Annotated in this window: 12 protein-coding genes; 10 read left to right on the top strand and 2 right to left on the bottom strand. The window is 42.8% G+C overall.

What is annotated here, in order from left to right:
* From PS3_RS10400 to rpoC, 6 genes are all read left to right on the top strand, one after another.
* The coding region (locus tag PS3_RS10400; RefSeq protein WP_141566761.1) for an LPXTG cell wall anchor domain-containing protein at nt 1-486 on the top strand (486 nt) is incomplete at its 5' end.
* A 155-nt stretch (nt 487-641) separates the two neighbouring features.
* Nucleotides 642-1112 carry a CtsR family transcriptional regulator gene (locus PS3_RS08755; RefSeq protein ID WP_007122719.1) on the top strand — a complete coding sequence of 157 codons (471 nt, stop codon included), beginning with the start codon at nt 642-644 and terminating at the stop codon, nt 1110-1112.
* Nucleotides 1113-1126: 14 nt separating this feature from the next.
* Entirely contained in the window at nt 1127-3592 is a 2466-nt protein-coding gene (locus PS3_RS08750) for an ATP-dependent Clp protease ATP-binding subunit (RefSeq protein WP_040468779.1), read from the top strand.
* An 80-nt stretch (nt 3593-3672) separates the two neighbouring features.
* A complete protein-coding gene (locus PS3_RS08745; RefSeq protein ID WP_007122717.1) occupies nt 3673-4263 on the top strand; it encodes a TetR/AcrR family transcriptional regulator in 591 nt (196 codons plus the stop codon).
* Between the two features lie 210 nt (nt 4264-4473).
* Nucleotides 4474-8052 carry a DNA-directed RNA polymerase subunit beta gene (gene rpoB / locus PS3_RS08740; protein WP_007122716.1) on the top strand — a complete coding sequence of 1193 codons (3579 nt, stop codon included), beginning with the start codon at nt 4474-4476 and terminating at the stop codon, nt 8050-8052.
* Between the two features lie 39 nt (nt 8053-8091).
* Entirely contained in the window at nt 8092-11748 is a 3657-nt protein-coding gene (gene rpoC, locus PS3_RS08735; RefSeq protein WP_007122715.1) for a DNA-directed RNA polymerase subunit beta', read from the top strand.
* Nucleotides 11749-11804: 56 nt separating this feature from the next.
* Here rpoC and PS3_RS08730 read toward each other — a convergent pair whose 3' ends face one another.
* Nucleotides 11805-12533, bottom strand: coding sequence for a gamma-glutamyl-gamma-aminobutyrate hydrolase family protein (locus PS3_RS08730; protein ID WP_007122714.1), 729 nt, complete (start codon nt 12531-12533; stop codon nt 11805-11807).
* 143 nt (nt 12534-12676) lie between these two features.
* Between PS3_RS08730 and PS3_RS08725 the strand changes: the two genes are divergently transcribed.
* On the top strand, nt 12677-13858 hold the full coding sequence (locus tag PS3_RS08725) for a DUF998 domain-containing protein (RefSeq protein WP_007122713.1): 1182 nt from the start codon (nt 12677-12679) through the stop codon (nt 13856-13858).
* On the opposite strand, the gene PS3_RS08720 is transcribed toward PS3_RS08725, so the two are convergent.
* Nucleotides 13841-14491, bottom strand: a complete 651-nt coding sequence (locus PS3_RS08720) for a prepilin peptidase (RefSeq protein ID WP_040468778.1) — start codon at nt 14489-14491, stop codon at nt 13841-13843. The genes PS3_RS08725 and PS3_RS08720 overlap by 18 nt on opposite strands.
* Before the next feature lie 237 nt (nt 14492-14728).
* On the opposite strand from PS3_RS08720, the gene rpsL reads away from it, so the two are divergent.
* The 3 genes from rpsL (at nt 14729) to fusA (ending at nt 17828) form a co-directional block, all read left to right on the top strand.
* A complete protein-coding gene (gene rpsL, locus PS3_RS08715) occupies nt 14729-15142 on the top strand; it encodes a 30S ribosomal protein S12 (RefSeq protein WP_007122712.1) in 414 nt (137 codons plus the stop codon).
* A 17-nt stretch (nt 15143-15159) separates the two neighbouring features.
* A complete protein-coding gene (gene rpsG / locus PS3_RS08710; RefSeq protein ID WP_007122711.1) occupies nt 15160-15630 on the top strand; it encodes a 30S ribosomal protein S7 in 471 nt (156 codons plus the stop codon).
* Between the two features lie 110 nt (nt 15631-15740).
* Entirely contained in the window at nt 15741-17828 is a 2088-nt protein-coding gene (gene fusA / locus PS3_RS08705) for an elongation factor G (RefSeq protein WP_007122710.1), read from the top strand.
* Nucleotides 17829-17846: the final 18 nt, after the last annotated feature.

Here is a 17846-nt window from a genome sequence, read left to right as displayed (position 1 = left end):
GCCTCAACGAGTGAATCGTTAAGTGCCTCGACGAGTGAATCGCTCAGCGCATCCACTAGTGAATCGTTAAGTGCTTCGACAAGTGAGTCCTTGAGTGCCTCAACGAGTGAATCGTTAAGTACTTCAACGAGCGAATCTCTCAGCGCCTCAACCAGCGAATCATTAAGTGCTTCAACGAGTGAGTCCTTAAGTGCCTCCACCAGCGAATCTTTGAGCACTTCAATGAACGAAAGCTCAAGTCAATCAACTAGTCTGTCACTTTCCATGTCACAAGTAACTGATATTCAATATCATTCCGGAGTTTACACTTGGAAGGATGCAGATCAAGTTATCAAACATAATGCAAACAACCTTTCAGCGACGAAACAAACTGAAGAATTACCGCAAACTGGTAATGCAGCTTCGAGTTCAATGACTACAATTGGACTTATAATGGCGGGAATTGCTACATTGGCAGGAATCAAGCGATCGAAAAAGAAGAAATAAACAGGCGTATTGCTGTTAATAAAACAGGAGTGACTTCCCTTAGTGGAATTGTCACTCCTGTTTTTAAAAAGCGAGAAAGCGTATTAATCGGCAAGCGCTAATTAGATATGTTAAAATAAAGGTCAATAATAGTCAGATATAAGGAGGTTCCTGGAATGGCAGAAGAAAAAAGTATGTCTGATGTGATTGAACAATACTTAAAATCTGTTTTGGGTGATGCTTCTCAAATTGAGATCCGTCGTTCAGAAATTGCTGATCACTTTGATGTGGTACCTTCACAAATTAATTATGTAATTAAAACCCGGTTTACCCCTCAACGTGGTTACTTTGTTGAAAGTAAGCGTGGCGGCGGTGGTTACATTCGGATAGAAAAGGTTAGTCTATTAGATGGGGTTGATGTTTTAGAAACTCTAATTAATGGAATTGGTGATTTATTAACAGAACGAGATGCCGCTGCAGTGATTAAGACTTTATATCAAGAACAGTTGATTACTCGTCGTGAAGGCGATTTGATGATGACAATGATTTCAAAACAAACTTTGATTATCAGAGATCGTTATGATCAACAACGCTTTCGGGCTCACGTGATGAAGATGTTGTTAAACCGGCTACGGTATGAGAGTTAAGAGGAGATTCGCTGATGGATGAATATTTGTATACCCCAAGTGCCCGAAATGGCTTGCAGGTTGCTCAAGAACAGGCGCGTATGTTTCGCCACCAAGCTGTTGGGACAGAGCACCTTTTATTAGCTTTGAGTATGGAAGAGATCGGGGTTGCTGCTAATGTCTTGAATCAATACAACGTTAAAAGTGATGATATTCGTGAAGAAATTGAACGTTTTACAGGTTACGGTAGCGTTCAAAGTGTCGATCCATCCACTTATGTTCCAAATTCACCTAAATTGCGTGAAGTCCTGCGGCGGGCCGCAACCATTGCGCAACGTCTGCAAAATAGTCGCATCGGTACGGAACATTTGTTACTAAGTTTATTAAGTGATGACTCGATCCTCTCTTCGCGAATTCTTTATAATTTAGGTGCCGATCCCAAAACTGCTCGAAAGGCACTTTTGAAGCGCTTAGGAGTTTCGGAACGAAACATGAACCGGTCTAATCGACAGAATAATCAGCCAGCTGAAGGGACGCCAACACTTGATAAACTAGGTCGCGACATGACTAAGTTGGCTAACGAAAAAGATGTTGACCCAGTCATCGGTCGAAATAAAGAGATCCAACGAGCCTTACAGATCTTAAGTCGGCGAACCAAGAACAATCCCGTTCTTATCGGTGAACCTGGGGTCGGGAAAACAGCGATTGTCGAAGGATTGGCTCAACGCATTGTGAAGGGTTCAGTACCTGAAACGCTGCAAAATAAGCGCTTGATTTCTTTGGATATGGGCTCGCTAGTTGCGGGAACCAAATTCCGGGGTGAATTTGAAGACCGGCTTAAAAAAGTGATTAATGAAATTGCTGAAGACGGGAACGTTATTTTATTTGTCGACGAAATTCATACCTTGATTGGTGCTGGGGGTGCTGAAGGGGCAATAGATGCTTCTAATATCTTAAAACCAGCTCTAGCTCGAGGGGAAATTCAACTAATTGGGGCCACTACCCTTGATGAATATCGAAAATATGTCGAAAAAGATGCAGCTTTAGAACGGCGCTTCTCTACTGTAATGGTAGAAGAACCGTCAACCGAAGAAACCTTGACGATTTTGGAAGGTTTGCGCGAACAGTATCAACAATATCACCAAGTTGAAATTACTGATGATGCCTTGCAATCAGCCGTTGAATTATCAAAACGATACATTAATGATCGTTATCTGCCAGATAAGGCGATTGATTTAATGGATGAATCAGCAGCTACTATTAGGATTAATGCTGAAAATCATCCCCATAAAGATATTCAATTATCCCAGCAATTAGCTGAGGTTCGAAACCAAAAGGAACAGGCTATATTAGAACAAAATTTTGATTTGGCTGCGGACTTACGGCAAAGCGAACTAAAATTAAAAGTCGAATTAGAAGCATACGAGGTCAAGCGCCAACGGGCCGCTGATGATGGTCACTATCGCTTGAAAGTTACTGCTAATGATGTGGCAACTGTGGTTGCTGAATGGACTGGTGTTCCGGTAACGCAATTACAAAAGCAGGAGAGTAAGCGGTTAGTGAACTTGGAGCAAAACCTACATCAACGTGTGATTGGACAAGATGAGGCTGTTCGGGTTATTTCAGAAGCTATTCGGCGGAGTCGGAGTGGTCTAAAAGATCCGCAACGACCGATCGGTTCATTTATGTTCTTAGGACCAACCGGGGTTGGGAAAACGGAATTAGCAAAAGCGCTTGCTGAAGAGATGTTTGGTTCGCGTGATCAAATGATTCGGATTGATATGTCTGAATACATGGAACGATACAGTACCAGTCGGTTAGTTGGCGCTGCGCCAGGCTATGTTGGTTATGAAGAAGGTGGCCAGTTAACGGAACAGGTTCGTCGCCATCCTTATTCAGTAGTTTTATTGGATGAAGTAGAAAAAGCTCATCCCGATGTCTTTAATTTACTATTACAAGTTTTAGATGATGGTTTCTTAACGGATTCGCAAGGACGGCGTGTTGATTTTCGCAATACGATTCTAATTATGACCTCGAACCTAGGCGCTACTCAACTTCAAGACACTAAAACGGTTGGCTTTGGCGCTACAGATGTTCATGAGGATTATGCGGCGATGAAAGCAGCGGTTAATGAACAACTTAAATTAGCTTTTCGACCGGAATTTTTAAATCGAATTGATGAAACGATTGTCTTCCATTCATTAACCAAGCCTGAATTACGTCAAATCGTTAAGTTGCTGGCGAGCCAATTAATCCACCGTTTAGCTGACCAAGGAATTAAATTAAAATTAACGACAGCCGCTTTAGATACGATTGCAGAAGACGGCTATAATCCTGCTTATGGAGCACGACCTTTACGCCGGTCAATCCAGAAGTTGGTTGAAAATCCTATGAGTATGCTGATTCTTAACGGGGACATTCAAGTGGGCGATCAGATTACGGTTGGCGCTCATAAAGGCCAACTAGACTTTAAACAAAATGGTCAACTAGTAACGGTTTAATGATCGATAATCTTGCTAAAATGGACGTTTTCTAATACAATTCCGTTAAGCATTAAAACTAGTTAATAATAGGTATAGAAATGAAAAGGGAAGAAAAATTAGAACGGACCCATAAGGCGATTTTAAAAACGGCGACCAAACTATTTTTAAATCGTGGTTATGCCCAAACGTCCACGCGTGATATTGCTAAACAAATTGGCATTACCCAACCAGCTTTATATCATCACTTTAAAGATAAAGAAGTCTTATATCTGGATGTGATGAATGAGCATGGAACCCGAGTTCGCCAGGAAATCCAACGGGTGCTTCGTAATAAAAATTTAGATATTAAACAGCAATTACAAGAGATCACGAATGTGTATCTTAAGTTACATCCGCAAAGTGTATATAGCTATTATCAAGAGGCTCGTCGTCAATTATCATTGAGCTCACGTCGAAAGCTAGATACCATCTTTACGATGGATTATATTAATCCGTTGGCACAATACTTTGCGCAAGATATAGTTAATCTGCGGCCCGATGTTCGACCACGCGAAGCCGCCGAATTATATTTAGCGGAACTCCAACCACTACATGGAACAGTTTTATCGTTAGGAGGCCATGCCGTTAGTCCCGAGCAACGGCAGCGGGTTTTGCTAGATTGTATTTTAAATGGGTTTATTGCTCGGTAGAATTGACATTTGAATAGTAACTGAGTATAATTATCCTGTATGTAATTTAGGACTCAGTGAGGCCGGTGATCTATTGTCCATCGGCGTCTTTATAAAAATCCAAAGGCAGTGTCCAACTGCTTTTGGCTTTTTTTTGCCAAAAATCAGGTGATTATGCAAAATGTAATCAAAATGTAATATTTGGCATGAGTTCGACAGCAAATTAGAGAGGTGAACAGTTTGGCTGGACATTTAGTTAAGTATGGTAAGCGCCGTACACGGCGAAGTTACTCTCGGATTCGGGAAGTTTTGGACTTACCGAATTTGATCGAGATCCAAACCGATTCTTATAATTGGTTTATGGATACCGGTCTCCGGGAAATGTTTAATGACATTATGCCAATCGATGATTTTCAAGGAAAACTTTCCTTAGAATTCGTTGATTATCAATTATTAGAACCTAAATATACGGTAGATGAAGCCCGGGAACATGATGCTAACTACTCAGCACCTTTGCATGTAACTTTGCGGCTTACTAACCATGAAACTGGTGAAATTAAGTCGCAAGATGTCTTTTTTGGGGACTTCCCATTAATGACTGACCAGGGGACCTTTATCATCAATGGGGCCGAACGGGTTATCGTTTCTCAATTAGTGCGGTCACCAGGGGTTTACTTCAGTCAGGAAGCTGATAAGAATGGCCGGCCTAACTTTGGCGCCAACTTTATTCCTAACCGAGGGGCTTGGCTGGAATACGAAACCGATGCCAAGGGGATTTCTTATGTTCGGATTGATCGGACCCGGAAGTTGCCAATTACAGAATTAGTGCGGTCACTTGGGTTTGGATCAGATGATGAGATCATTGATATGTTAGGGGATGAAAGTGAATCCCTTAACGCTACTATCGATAAAGATGTGCATAAAGAACCTGAGGACTCACGAGTTGAAGAAGCCCTCAAGGATATCTATGAACGCTTGCGTCCTGGTGAACCAAAGACGGCAGACTCAGCACGTAGTTTATTAATTACCCGTTTCTTTGATCCAAAACGTTATGACATGGCACCAGTTGGTCGTTACAAGACTAACAAGAAGTTAAAAATGAAGTACCGCCTATTGGGACAAACATTAGCTGAAACCTTAGCTGATCCTGAAACTGGTGAAATCCTTGCTAATAAGGGTGACGTGGTAACCAAAGAAGTGCTTAAGAATCTTGAATCAGCATTGGAAAGTGATGATTTTAAGATGATCACTTATACGCCGTCTGATGATGCGGTTGTGACTGAACCAGTTCAATTACAAAAGATTTTGGTTTATTCCAAGGATGATCCTGAAAAGGTTGTGCCAATCGTTTCAAACGGTAATATCTCCTTAGATTTAAAGCACATTCAACCAGCTGATATCATTGCTTCTGTAAACTACTTCTTGAACCTACAAGAAGGAATTGGCACGACCGATGATATTGACCACTTGGGTAACCGGCGGATTCGCTCGGTTGGTGAGTTGTTGCAAAACCAATTCCGGATTGGGTTAGCCCGGATGGAACGGGTGGTACGGGAACGGATGTCAATCCAAGATATCAATACTGTAACGCCACAACAATTAATTAACATTCGTCCAGTAGTAGCTTCAATTCGGGAATTCTTTGGTTCTTCCCAATTGTCCCAATTCATGGATCAAACTAATCCATTGGGTGAATTGACGCATAAACGGCGGTTGTCAGCTTTAGGGCCAGGTGGTTTGACGCGTGATCGGGCTGGATATGAAGTGCGGGATGTGCACTATACCCACTACGGGCGGATGTGTCCAATCGAAACACCGGAAGGTCCTAACATTGGTTTGATTAACAGTTTGTCTTCCTATGCCCGAGTTAACCAATATGGCTTTATTGAAACACCATATCGTCGTGTTTCATGGGACACTCACAAGGTTACTGACCGGATCGATTACCTGACGGCCGACGAAGAAGATAACTATATCATTGCCCAAGCAAACACTAAGTTAAATGAAGACGGCTCCTTTGCTGAAGAAATGATTATGTGCCGTGACAAGGAAGACTACATCGAAACGTCAGCTGATAATGTTGATTACATGGACGTTTCACCAAAGCAAGTAGTTTCTGTCGCTTCAGCATGTATTCCTTTCTTGGAAAATGATGACTCTAACCGGGCCTTGATGGGGGCCAACATGCAACGGCAAGCGGTACCGTTGATCAACCCACACGCTCCATTAATTGGGACGGGGATTGAATACAAGGCCGCTCATGATTCTGGAGTTGCGTTAATTGCGAAGAATGCCGGAACTGTTGAATTTGTAGATGCCAAGGAAATCCGGATTCGTCAAGAAGATGGTTCGCTTGATACATATAAACTAATGAAGTTCCGTCGTTCCAATGGTGGTAAGAACTATAATCAACGGCCAATCGTTAAAGTTGGCGAACACATTGATGTTGACGATGTTTTAGCTGATGGTCCATCAATGGAACAAGGTGAATTAGCCTTAGGGCAAAACCCATTGATTGCCTTTATGACGTGGCAAGGATACAACTTCGAAGATGCCATTGCGATTAACGAACGACTAGTTAAGGACGATGTATACACGTCCATCCATATCGAATCCTACGAATCAGAAGCTCGGGAAACCAAATTAGGACCTGAAGAAATGACGCGGGAGATTCCTAATGTTGGTCAAGAAGCCTTACGTGATCTTGACGAAGGTGGGATCATTCGTGTTGGGGCCGAAGTCAATGATGGCGATATTTTAGTTGGTAAGGTAACGCCTAAAGGGGTCACCGAATTATCAGCTGAAGAGCGTTTGTTACATGCCATTTTCGGTGAGAAGTCACGTGAAGTACGGGATACTTCACTCCGGGTACCACACGGTGGTGGCGGAATTGTCCAAGACGTTAAAGTTTTCACTCGTGAAAATGGTGATGAATTAGCCCCTGGCGTTGACATGATGGTTCGGGTTTACATTGCCCAAAAGCGGAAGATCCAAGTTGGGGATAAGATGGCCGGTCGGCATGGTAACAAAGGGACGGTTTCAATCGTCGTTCCGGAAGAAGATATGCCATATATGCCAGACGGAACGCCAATTGACATCATGCTTAGCCCGATGGGGGTTCCATCCCGGATGAACATTGGTCAAGTGATCGAATTGCACCTTGGAATGGCTGCTCGTGAATTAGGAATTCATATTGCTACGCCAGTCTTTGATGGGGCAACCGATGCGGATGTATGGGATGCCGTTAAGGAAGCTGGCTTACCATCAGATGGGAAGACGATTCTTTATGATGGGCGGACTGGTGAACCATTTGAACAACGGGTTTCTGTTGGGGTCATGCACTATCTTAAGCTAGCCCACATGGTTGACGATAAGATTCACGCTCGTTCAATTGGACCATACTCCTTGGTTACCCAACAACCACTTGGTGGGAAAGCCCAATTCGGTGGTCAACGGTTTGGTGAAATGGAAGTTTGGGCCCTGGAAGCTTACGGGGCAGCCTACACGCTTCAAGAAATCCTGACTTACAAATCAGATGATGTTGTTGGTCGGGTGAATACTTATGAAGCGATTATTAACGGTGAACAAATTCCTAAGCCAGGAGTGCCGGAGTCATTCCGGGTCTTAGTGAAGGAATTACAATCACTAGGGTTAGATATGAAGGTGCTCGATAACGACCATCAAGAAGTCGAATTGAAGAACATGGATGAAGACGTCATGGACGTTCGGAAGATGGCCCAAAAGGCAAAACCAGTTGAAGCAACCGCAACGGAAACGAGCGAAGCAACCGACGAAGTTCCTTCAAACTAATGAAAAGTGTAATCGTGATTGAAATAGGAGGATTATCCTTTGATTGATGTCAATAATTTTGAAAGTATGGAGATTGGTTTAGCCTCTCCACAAAAGATCCGTAGTTGGTCTTTCGGTGAAGTTAAAAAGCCGGAAACGATTAATTACCGGACATTAAAACCTGAAAAAGACGGGCTCTTTGATGAACGGATTTTCGGGCCAACCAAGGATTATGAATGTGCTTGTGGTAAGTACAAGCGCCAACGTTTCAAGGGTCGCGTTTGTGATCGTTGTGGGGTTGAAGTTACTAGTTCAAAGGTTCGTCGGGAGCGGATGGGACATATTGAATTAGCTGCTCCAGTTACCCATATTTGGTACTTTAAGGGGATTCCAAGTCGGATGGGCTTGGTCTTAGACATGAGCCCACGTTCATTAGAAGAAGTAATTTACTTTGCTTCATACGTTGTGCTTGATGCTGGTGATACTCCACTGGAAAAGAAGCAACTTTTATCCGAACCTGAATACCGGGAAAAGAAAGCTGAATATGGTGATCGTTTCCAAGCTCAAATGGGGGCTGAAGCTTTACAAAAGTTGTTAGCCGATGTGGACCTCGAAAAGGAAACTGCTGAATTAAAAGCGGTGCTAAAAGAAGCAACGGGTCAAAAGCGGACGCGGGCAGTACGCCGGCTTGATATCCTTGAAGCCTTTTTGAAGTCAGGTAATCGTCCAGAATGGATGGTGATGGATGTCTTACCAGTTATGCCACCTGATTTACGGCCAATGGTTCAACTTGAAGGTGGCCGGTTCGCAACATCTGATCTAAATGACTTATACCGGCGGGTAATTAACCGGAATAACCGTTTGAAGCGGTTATTAGATCTGAATGCTCCAGGAATTATCGTTCAAAACGAAAAGCGGATGCTTCAAGAAGCGGCCGATGCCTTGATTGACAATGGTCGTCGGGGTCGTCCAGTTACCGGACCTGGTAACCGTCCATTGAAGTCCCTTTCTCATTTGCTAAAAGGGAAGCAAGGACGTTTCCGGCAGAACTTGCTTGGAAAGCGGGTTGACTATTCTGGTCGTTCTGTTATCGATGTTGGTCCATCGATGAAGATGAATCAAATGGGCTTACCAGTGCAAATGGCGATGGAATTATTCAAGCCATTTATTATTCACGAATTGACCAAGCGGGAATTAGTTAACAACCCTAAGGCTGCTCGGCGGATGATTGATAACCGAGATGAAGTTGTCTTTGATGTCCTTGAAGATGTTATTAAGGAACACCCCGTATTACTTAACCGGGCCCCTACCCTTCACCGACTAGGGATTCAAGCCTTTGAACCAATCTTGGTTTCAGGAAAAGCGATGCGGTTACACCCCTTAGTTTGTGCGGCTTATAACGCCGATTTTGATGGGGACCAAATGGCCATTCACGTTCCTTTGTCTGATGAAGCTCAAGCAGAAGCTCGCTTGCTTATGCTAGCGGCTCACCATATTCTGAGTCCGCGGGATGGAGAACCAATTGTGGCGCCTTCACAAGATATGGTTATTGGGAACTACTACATGACCATTGAAGATAAGGGTCGTGAAGGTGAAGGCATGATTTTCAAGGATATGAACGAAGCTATCATGGCATACAAGAACGGGTATGTTTCATTACAAACCCGGGTCGGGGTACAAACCTCCGCATATCCAAAGAAACCATTTACTGATGATCAACGTAATCGAGTTATGGTAACGAGTGTTGGGAAGTTAATCTTCAACAACATTATGCCAGAAGATTATGTTTACATTAATGAACCAACGATGGAAAACCTAACTAATGGGGTTCCCGATCGTTACTTCCTTGATAAAGGGGAAGATATTAACGATTACTTGGAAAATGCACCATTAGTAGCACCATTTAAGGTTGGCTTCTTATCTGACATCATTGCTGAAGTCTACAAGAAGTACAAGGTGACGATTACCTCCCAATTACTTGATAAAATGAAAGACTTGGGTTACTACGAATCCACGATTTCAGGGGTAACCGTTGGGATCGTTGACGTTACCGACTTGAAAGAAAAGCCTGAGATTATTGATGAGGCTCATAAACAAGTTGCCTTGATCACTAAGCAATTCCGTCGGGGGCTGATTACTGACAATGAACGGTATGAACGGGTAATTGGTGTCTGGAATGACGCTAAGGATGAAGTCCAAGAAAAATTGGTTGAACATATGGACATCCATAATCCAATCAACATGATGTCTGATTCCGGTGCACGTGGTAACATTTCTAACTTTACCCAATTAGCCGGGATGCGGGGCTTAATGGCCTCACCATCTGGTAAGATCATGGAATTGCCAATTCTGTCAAACTTCCGTGAAGGTCTTTCCGTCTTGGAAATGTTCCTTTCATCACATGGGGCTCGTAAAGGGATGACTGATACGGCCCTCAAGACTGCCAACTCTGGTTACCTAACGCGGCGGTTAGTTGATGTGGCTCAAGACGTAATTGTTCGGGAAGAAGATTGTGGGACGGATCGTGGTTTAGACGTGACGGCCATTACTAATGGTGATGAAATGATTGAACCACTATATGACCGGATCTTAGGACGTTACACCATGAAGTCGGTCTTTGACCCACAAACTGGCGAAAAGATTGTTGGTAAGAATGTCTTGATTGACGAAGCAATGGCCCAAGAGATTGTCGATGCCGGGGTACAAAAAGTTACTATTCGGACGGCCTTCACTTGTAACACTGACCATGGGGTCTGTGAACGTTGTTACGGTCGAAACGCTGCAACTGGAGACCAAGTGGAAGCCGGTGAAGCAATCGGAACGGTGGCCGCTCAATCAATTGGTGAACCTGGGACACAATTGACCTTACGGAACTTCCACACTGGTGGGGTGGCCGGTGATGATGATATTACTCAAGGGCTTCCTCGGATCCAAGAAATTGTGGAATCACGGAACCCGAAAGGGAAGGCCGTTATTTCCGAGGTTACTGGGGTGATTGAATCAATCGAAGAAAACCCAGCTGACCAAACGAAGGATGTCACTGTTAAGGGTGATGCCGATACGCGGACATATACTTTACCAATTACGACGCGGATGCGGGTCGGTGAAGGTGATGAAATCCGCCGTGGTTATGCCTTGAATGAAGGTTCAATTGATCCAAAGGAATTAATCCGAGTTCGAGATGTTTTATCAACCGAAACTTACATGTTAGCTGAAATCCAAAAGGTTTACCGGATGCAAGGGATTGATTTGCTTGATAAGCACGTGGAAATCATGGTTCGGCAAATGATCCGGAAAGTTCGGGTTATGGATCCAGGTGATACGGATGTCTTACCAGGCGAATTAATGGATATTAGCCAATTCCGTGATGCTAACTACCAGACCTTGATTTCTGGTGGGGTTCCAGCGACGGCTCGTCCAGTTATCCTTGGGATCACTAAGGCAGCCCTTGAAACAAACAGTTTCTTGTCTGCAGCCTCATTCCAAGAAACTACGCGGGTCTTAACGGATGCTGCTATTCGTGGTAAGAATGATCCATTAGTTGGTTTGAAGGAAAATGTTATTATCGGTAAGATTATTCCTGCCGGAACAGGGATGGGTACTTACCGTGGAATTAAGCCACGGGAAGTTAGTGTTGAACAACCGGAAACGGCCTATGCTACTACCCCGACAGCTTCAATTCGGGAAATGGAAGCTGAATTAAATCAGGAAGATTAAATTCTTTGTATACAAAAAGGCACTCAATCGAAATGAGATTGAGTGCCTTTTACGGTTTATTCAGCTTTTTGACTGCGGGTAATTAAGTCTTTAAAGAGCATTTGAGCTTCTTCATTATGCTTGAACATGTTTTCTGGATGCCATTGGACTGCTACAACTTGATCTGAATTTTCACTTTCAATGGCTTCAGCCACCCCATCATCAGCAGTGGCGGTGATGCGCAGGCCAGGAGCAATCCGCTTCACGGCCTGATGATGACGGGAATTTACGTATACTCGATCACCCAATAATTCATTTAGCTTAGAACCGGGTTCGGTGTTAACGTGGTGAGTTGGTAAATTACCGGGGGCTAATTGGTGATGCTTTAACTTAGCGGATGGATCTTCTGATAAATCTTGATAAAGAGTTCCACCTAAGCCCGCATTGATTAATTGTAGACCGCGACAGATTCCCATAACTGGCTTTCCAGCTTCAACTGTAGCCTTTAATAAGGCAATTTCAAAGAGATCCCGTTTGCGAAAGGTTTCGCCTAATTCATAATGGGGTTCTTCACCGAAAAAGGTTGGGTCGACATCAAAGCCACCTAATAAGAGCAGCCCATCAAACAAGTGTACATAGTCGGGAGCGGATTCGGCAGCAACGGTCGGTAAAATCAGAGGGGTTCCACCTGATTTTGTAATCGCTTGAATTGCAGGGTCTGGCGCAAAGGCAGCATTACGTAAGTTAATAATGTTAGTTGCCTTGGTAAACGTATCTGCAGGCATCGCGATAATAGGTTTTCTCATGAAACTTCCTCCCTAAAAAAAGTTTATAAAAATAGTTTATTGGATTTATATATGCATGTCAATTAAAAGAATTAGAAAATGATGAGAGCATCGTTATTAAACCGTAATTGTGCTATCCTACTAAATAGAAGAGGAGTGAAAGCATGAGCAAATATCGAGTTGAAATTCCCCAAGAGGCAATGGAAAATACCGAGATTCCCAAGTCAGGGCCTCTGGTGATGCGCGTTCACCGTCATCAATTGGTGATTGAGCCTGAAAATTTGGCCTCAATCGTTCCACAAATCAAAATGAGCTGGTATATTTTACCGGCAATCTTAGTGGCGATTTTAGTTTTTTCTCAACTATATGCTGATAGGATTCAACTGGTGCCATTAAGTGGACCAGCAAGTTCACTTGGCAATATCATTACGGCTTTTGGTGGTCTATGTGGGATTGGAGCTTTTATTATTACCCTTATTTCTGAAAAAATAAAACGGACAGGCCCAGCTCAGCAATTTTCTTGGCGGATGTTACTACCGATTGCGATGGTCAGTGGCTTAATTCTGGTCTTTACTGTCTATGCTCTCTTTTGGGTCTTATCTCAATTGTTTGGGGGAGCGACCTTTGACATCTATACCGCTTGTATCATGATTGCGATCTCCATTGCGGTGATTAATTATATTATGATTAATTTATCAATGACGCTGTCACCAGGGGTAATTACCAATTTGATGACCATTATGATTTTAGGTGGGGTATTATTTTCGATGCTCACTAATGGTCGGAAGAATTGGTGGCGTTATAACTTCAGTTACCTGGGAACTGCTCAGAGTGGCTCTTCAATGCAGTTTAATTTGACCTTGATTTTTACCGGAATCCTAATGGCTACCCTGGTCGATTATTTATTTGTTAATCTGAAACGTCGTTACCATAATTGGCGGATCGAAATTAGCCGGTGGATGCTCTTTGGGTTGGCGGCTTGTTTAGCGGGAGTGGGTTTATTTCCTAATAATCGAGAATTTCATTACTTACATGATCAAATTTCAATGTGGTTAGTCTATCTGCTGTTAATTTTGATCATCATTTTGCGGTGGATTTTACCGATGATTAGTAATAATTTTCTTCGACTTTCTTATTTAATGGGCGCAGTGATGGCAGCGGAGTATATTGCCTTTAAATTTGTGCACTATCTATCATTAACGGCATTTGAATTACTTTCCTTCGGTTTAGCTTTATCTTGGACCCTACTATTATTTCAGAATCTAGAATATTTGATTCAATCGGATAGCGAAATTTTAGATATTGATTTAGTTGTCATTAAACATGAGTCAGACGATCAAGATTAGGCCTAAATTTAAGTAAGGAATAAATGGCAGTGATTTAGTTTGATAACGACTAGTCAACAAAATTAGTAAGCAAGCACAAAGCATGATCCAACAGGTGGCAGTTAAACCTACGGAAAAAATGATAATAATGAGGTAAGCCGTATCACCCAAACCAAGTTTTTGCTGATAATTCATTCCTAATAAAAAAAGGATTAAGCCGACTTCAATTAGGTAGATGAACCAGTGGCTATCGGTCAACATAACCGACCGAAAGGGTAAAAAACCACATAAAAAGACTGGGTTAATCCATTGTTCATACCAGTCAGTTGTCGTAATGATTGTTATGGCGGTAAGAATGATCAAAGTTGGAATGGCTCCATAAATTTGAAATTTACTTAGATACCAAGTTGTTAAGATTAGTTCAATCATGGGATTAAATGCATCGATTGGTTGCTGACACCAATGACAACGACCTTTTTGGAAAATCCAACCGCCCACCGGTATTAATTGCCACCACTTTAAAGGATGTAGGCAACGATCGCATTGTGAAAACTTCGAATCATATTTCAGTGGATCTAAAAGCGTCCGATGTGTGAATGCAACAATAAATGAAATCCAACAAATAATGAAGACAAAAATAAAACAAGTTTGCATAATGACCTCCTAAAATAAAATACGGAAGAATTCGTAAAATATCCAAAGAACAATTGACATTATAAGGGCTTCGTGATAGTTTAATAGAGGTGCTTTTTGAAGCAGCAAGGTGTCTGTCGCATGACAGATGGTAATCTGGCAGCGATAGCACACAATTAAATATCATCTGAGCGCTTTTTTTTATTCAGAAAAAAGAACCGCCTGGATGTGTGGACTAAAATAAGGAAGGAAAATATTATGCCTACAATTAACCAATTGGTTCGTAAAGGACGTAAGAGCCACAAGGGCAAGTCAAAGTCACCTGCTCTTGGATACGTATACAACAGTTTCAAGAAGGAAGAAGTTAAGACACCATCTCCACAAAAGCGTGGGGTTGCTACCCGTGTGGGGACGATGACTCCTAAGAAGCCTAACTCAGCTTTACGGAAGTACGCCCGTGTTCGTCTTTCAAACCTGATTGAAGTTACTGCTTACATTCCAGGTATTGGTCACAACCTTCAAGAACACTCAGTTGTTTTGATTCGTGGTGGACGTGTTAAGGATTTACCTGGGGTTCGTTACCACATCATCCGTGGGACGCTTGATACGGCCGGTGTTGAAGGCCGGATGCAAAGTCGTTCTAAGTACGGTGCTAAGAAGCCTAAGAAATAAGAAGGGAGAATTGAGTAATGCCACGTAAGGGACATATCGCAAAACCAGAAGTATTACCAGATCCAATTTACAACTCCAAGTTAGTTACTAGCTTAATTAACCACTTGATGCTTGACGGTAAGCGGGGAACTGCTTCTAAGATCTTGTACCAAGCCCTTGATCAAATTAAGGAACAAACTGGTAATGATCCATTAGAAGTATTCGAACAAGCCATGGAGAACATTATGCCTGCCCTTGAAGTTAAGGCTCGTCGGATTGGTGGATCTAACTACCAAGTGCCAATCGAAGTTCGTCCAGATCGTCAACGGACCTTGGCGCTCCGTTGGTTAACTCAATACGCACGTTTGCGTGGAGAACATACCATGGTAGAACGTCTTGCCAACGAAATTATTGATGCATCTAACAATACTGGTGCTTCAATTAAGAAGAAGGAAGATACTTTACGGATGGCTGAAGCCAACCGGGCTTTTGCTCACTACCGTTGGTAATCAATTATTACCTAGTCGCTTAGGTAAATTAAGGGGACGCATCTTGGTCGTGCCCTTTTGTCAAATATAGATACATTCATTGATTTAAATGGAAGGAGAACATTTTTAAGATGGCTAACAAACGTGAATACCCTCTTGAAAAGACTCGTAACATTGGGATTATGGCGCACATTGATGCCGGTAAAACCACTGCTACAGAACGGATTCTTTACTACACTGGTAAGATTCACAAGATTGGTGAAACCCATGATGGGGCTTCCCAAATGGACTGGATGGAAGAAGAACAAGAACGTGGGATCACGATCACTTCTGCCGCTACAACGGCTGTATGGAAGAATCACCGGATTAACATCATCGATACCCCAGGACACGTTGACTTCACGGTCGAAGTTGAACGTTCACTCCGGGTGCTTGATGGAGCTGTGACGGTCTTAGATGCACAAGCTGGTGTTGAACCACAAACGGAAACTGTTTGGCGTCAAGCTGATGATTTTAATGTTCCACGGATTGTCTTTGCAAACAAGATGGACAAGATGGGGGCTAACTTTGATTACACGGTTTCTACTATTAAAGATCGTTTAAATGTTACGCCACTTCCAATTCAATTACCGATCGGGGCCGAAGATGATTTTATCGGTTTGGTTGACTTGGTAACAATGGAAGCCTACCTTTATGACAACGATGATCAAGGGGCTACTTGGGATACTGTTGAAATTCCTGCTGACCTAAAGGATAAAGCCGAACAACAACACGAAGAATTAATCGAAACTCTTGCCGATGTAAATGATGACATCATGGCTAAGTACCTTGAAGGGGAAGAGATTTCCGTTGAAGAAATCAAGGCAGCCATTCGGCAAGCAACTTTGGACCAAGAATTATTCCCGGTATTAGCTGGTTCAGCATACAAGGATAAAGGGATTCAAATGATGTTGGATGCGGTATTGGATTACTTACCATCCCCACTTGATGTTAAGCCATTCGTTGCCACAGATGAAGATGGGAACGAAATTGAATTAACGGCTGGTGATGATAAGCCATTTGCTGCTTTAGCCTTTAAGATTGCGACGGATCCATTTGTTGGTCGGTTAACTTTCTTACGGGTTTACACAGGTTCATTACAATCTGGTTCCTACGTTTTGAACGCTACTAAAGGTAAGCGGGAACGGGTTGGTCGTTTGCTTCAAATGCACTCTAACCAACAAAATGAAATTCCAGAAGTCTTCTCTGGTGATATTGCTGCAGCAATTGGTTTAAAGAACACTACTACTGGTGATTCATTAACTGATCCTGACAAACCACTCCAACTTGAATCAATGGAATTCCCTGAACCGGTTATTCAAGTCTCGGTTGAACCTAAGTCAAAGGCTGACCAAGATAAGATGGACAAAGGTCTCCAAAAGTTGGCTGAAGAAGATCCTACTTTCAAGGCTGAAACTAATCCTGAAACAGGTGAAACTTTAATTGCCGGGATGGGTGAATTACACTTAGACATTATCGTTGAACGTCTTCGTCGTGAATTCAACGCTGAAGTTACGGTTGGTAAGCCACAAGTTTCATATCGGGAAGCCTTTACCAACACGGTTGAAGCTCAAGGTAAATTCGTTCGTCAATCAGGTGGTAAAGGTCAATACGGGGATGTCTGGATTGAATTTACGCCACTTGAAGAAGGTGCCGGTTTCGAATTTGAAGATGCAATCGTTGGTGGGGTTGTTCCGCGAGAATATATCCCAGCCGTTGAACAAGGTTTAAAGGAAGCCATGGAAAATGGTGTCTTAGCTGGTTACCCATTAGTTGACTTAAAGGCTAAGTTATATGATGGTAGTTACCACGAAGTCGATTCATCTGAAGCTGCCTTTAAGGTTGCTGCTTCCTTAGCTCTTCGGAATGCTGCTCCAAAGGGTGGTGCAACCATCCTTGAACCAATCATGAAGGTTGATATTGTGACTCCTGAAGACAACCTTGGTGATGTCATGGGTCACGTTACTGCTCGTCGTGGGAGTATCGATGGAATGGAAGAACGTGGTAATGCACAATTAGTTCACGCCTTCGTTCCGCTATCTGAAATGTTTGGTTACGCTACGACCCTTCGTTCAGCAACGCAAGGGCGGGGGACCTTCTCGATGACTTTTGATCACTACTCAGCTGTTCCTAAGTCCATTCAAGAAGAAATCATCGAAAAAAACGGTGGTAATAAATAATTTTAAAAGAATGCTCAA

Origin of the sequence: Limosilactobacillus gastricus PS3 (assembly GCF_000247775.1) — a bacterium.
GTDB lineage: Bacteria > Bacillota > Bacilli > Lactobacillales > Lactobacillaceae > Limosilactobacillus > Limosilactobacillus gastricus_A.
Note: the sequence above shows the minus strand (reverse complement) of the source record. Positions and strands in the feature narration are given on the sequence as shown.

Coding starts and splice junctions, on each gene's coding strand:
- PS3_RS08755 (WP_007122719.1), top strand. CDS start 642: ATGGCAGAAGAAAAAAGTATGTCTGATGTGATTGAACAATACTTAAAA.
- PS3_RS08750 (WP_040468779.1), top strand. CDS start 1,127: ATGGATGAATATTTGTATACCCCAAGTGCCCGAAATGGCTTGCAGGTT.
- PS3_RS08745 (WP_007122717.1), top strand. CDS start 3,673: ATGAAAAGGGAAGAAAAATTAGAACGGACCCATAAGGCGATTTTAAAA.
- PS3_RS08730 (WP_007122714.1), bottom strand. CDS start 12,533: ATGAGAAAACCTATTATCGCGATGCCTGCAGATACGTTTACCAAGGCA.
- PS3_RS08725 (WP_007122713.1), top strand. CDS start 12,677: ATGAGCAAATATCGAGTTGAAATTCCCCAAGAGGCAATGGAAAATACC.
- PS3_RS08720 (WP_040468778.1), bottom strand. CDS start 14,491: ATGCAAACTTGTTTTATTTTTGTCTTCATTATTTGTTGGATTTCATTT.
- rpsL (WP_007122712.1), top strand. CDS start 14,729: ATGCCTACAATTAACCAATTGGTTCGTAAAGGACGTAAGAGCCACAAG.
- rpsG (WP_007122711.1), top strand. CDS start 15,160: ATGCCACGTAAGGGACATATCGCAAAACCAGAAGTATTACCAGATCCA.
- fusA (WP_007122710.1), top strand. CDS start 15,741: ATGGCTAACAAACGTGAATACCCTCTTGAAAAGACTCGTAACATTGGG.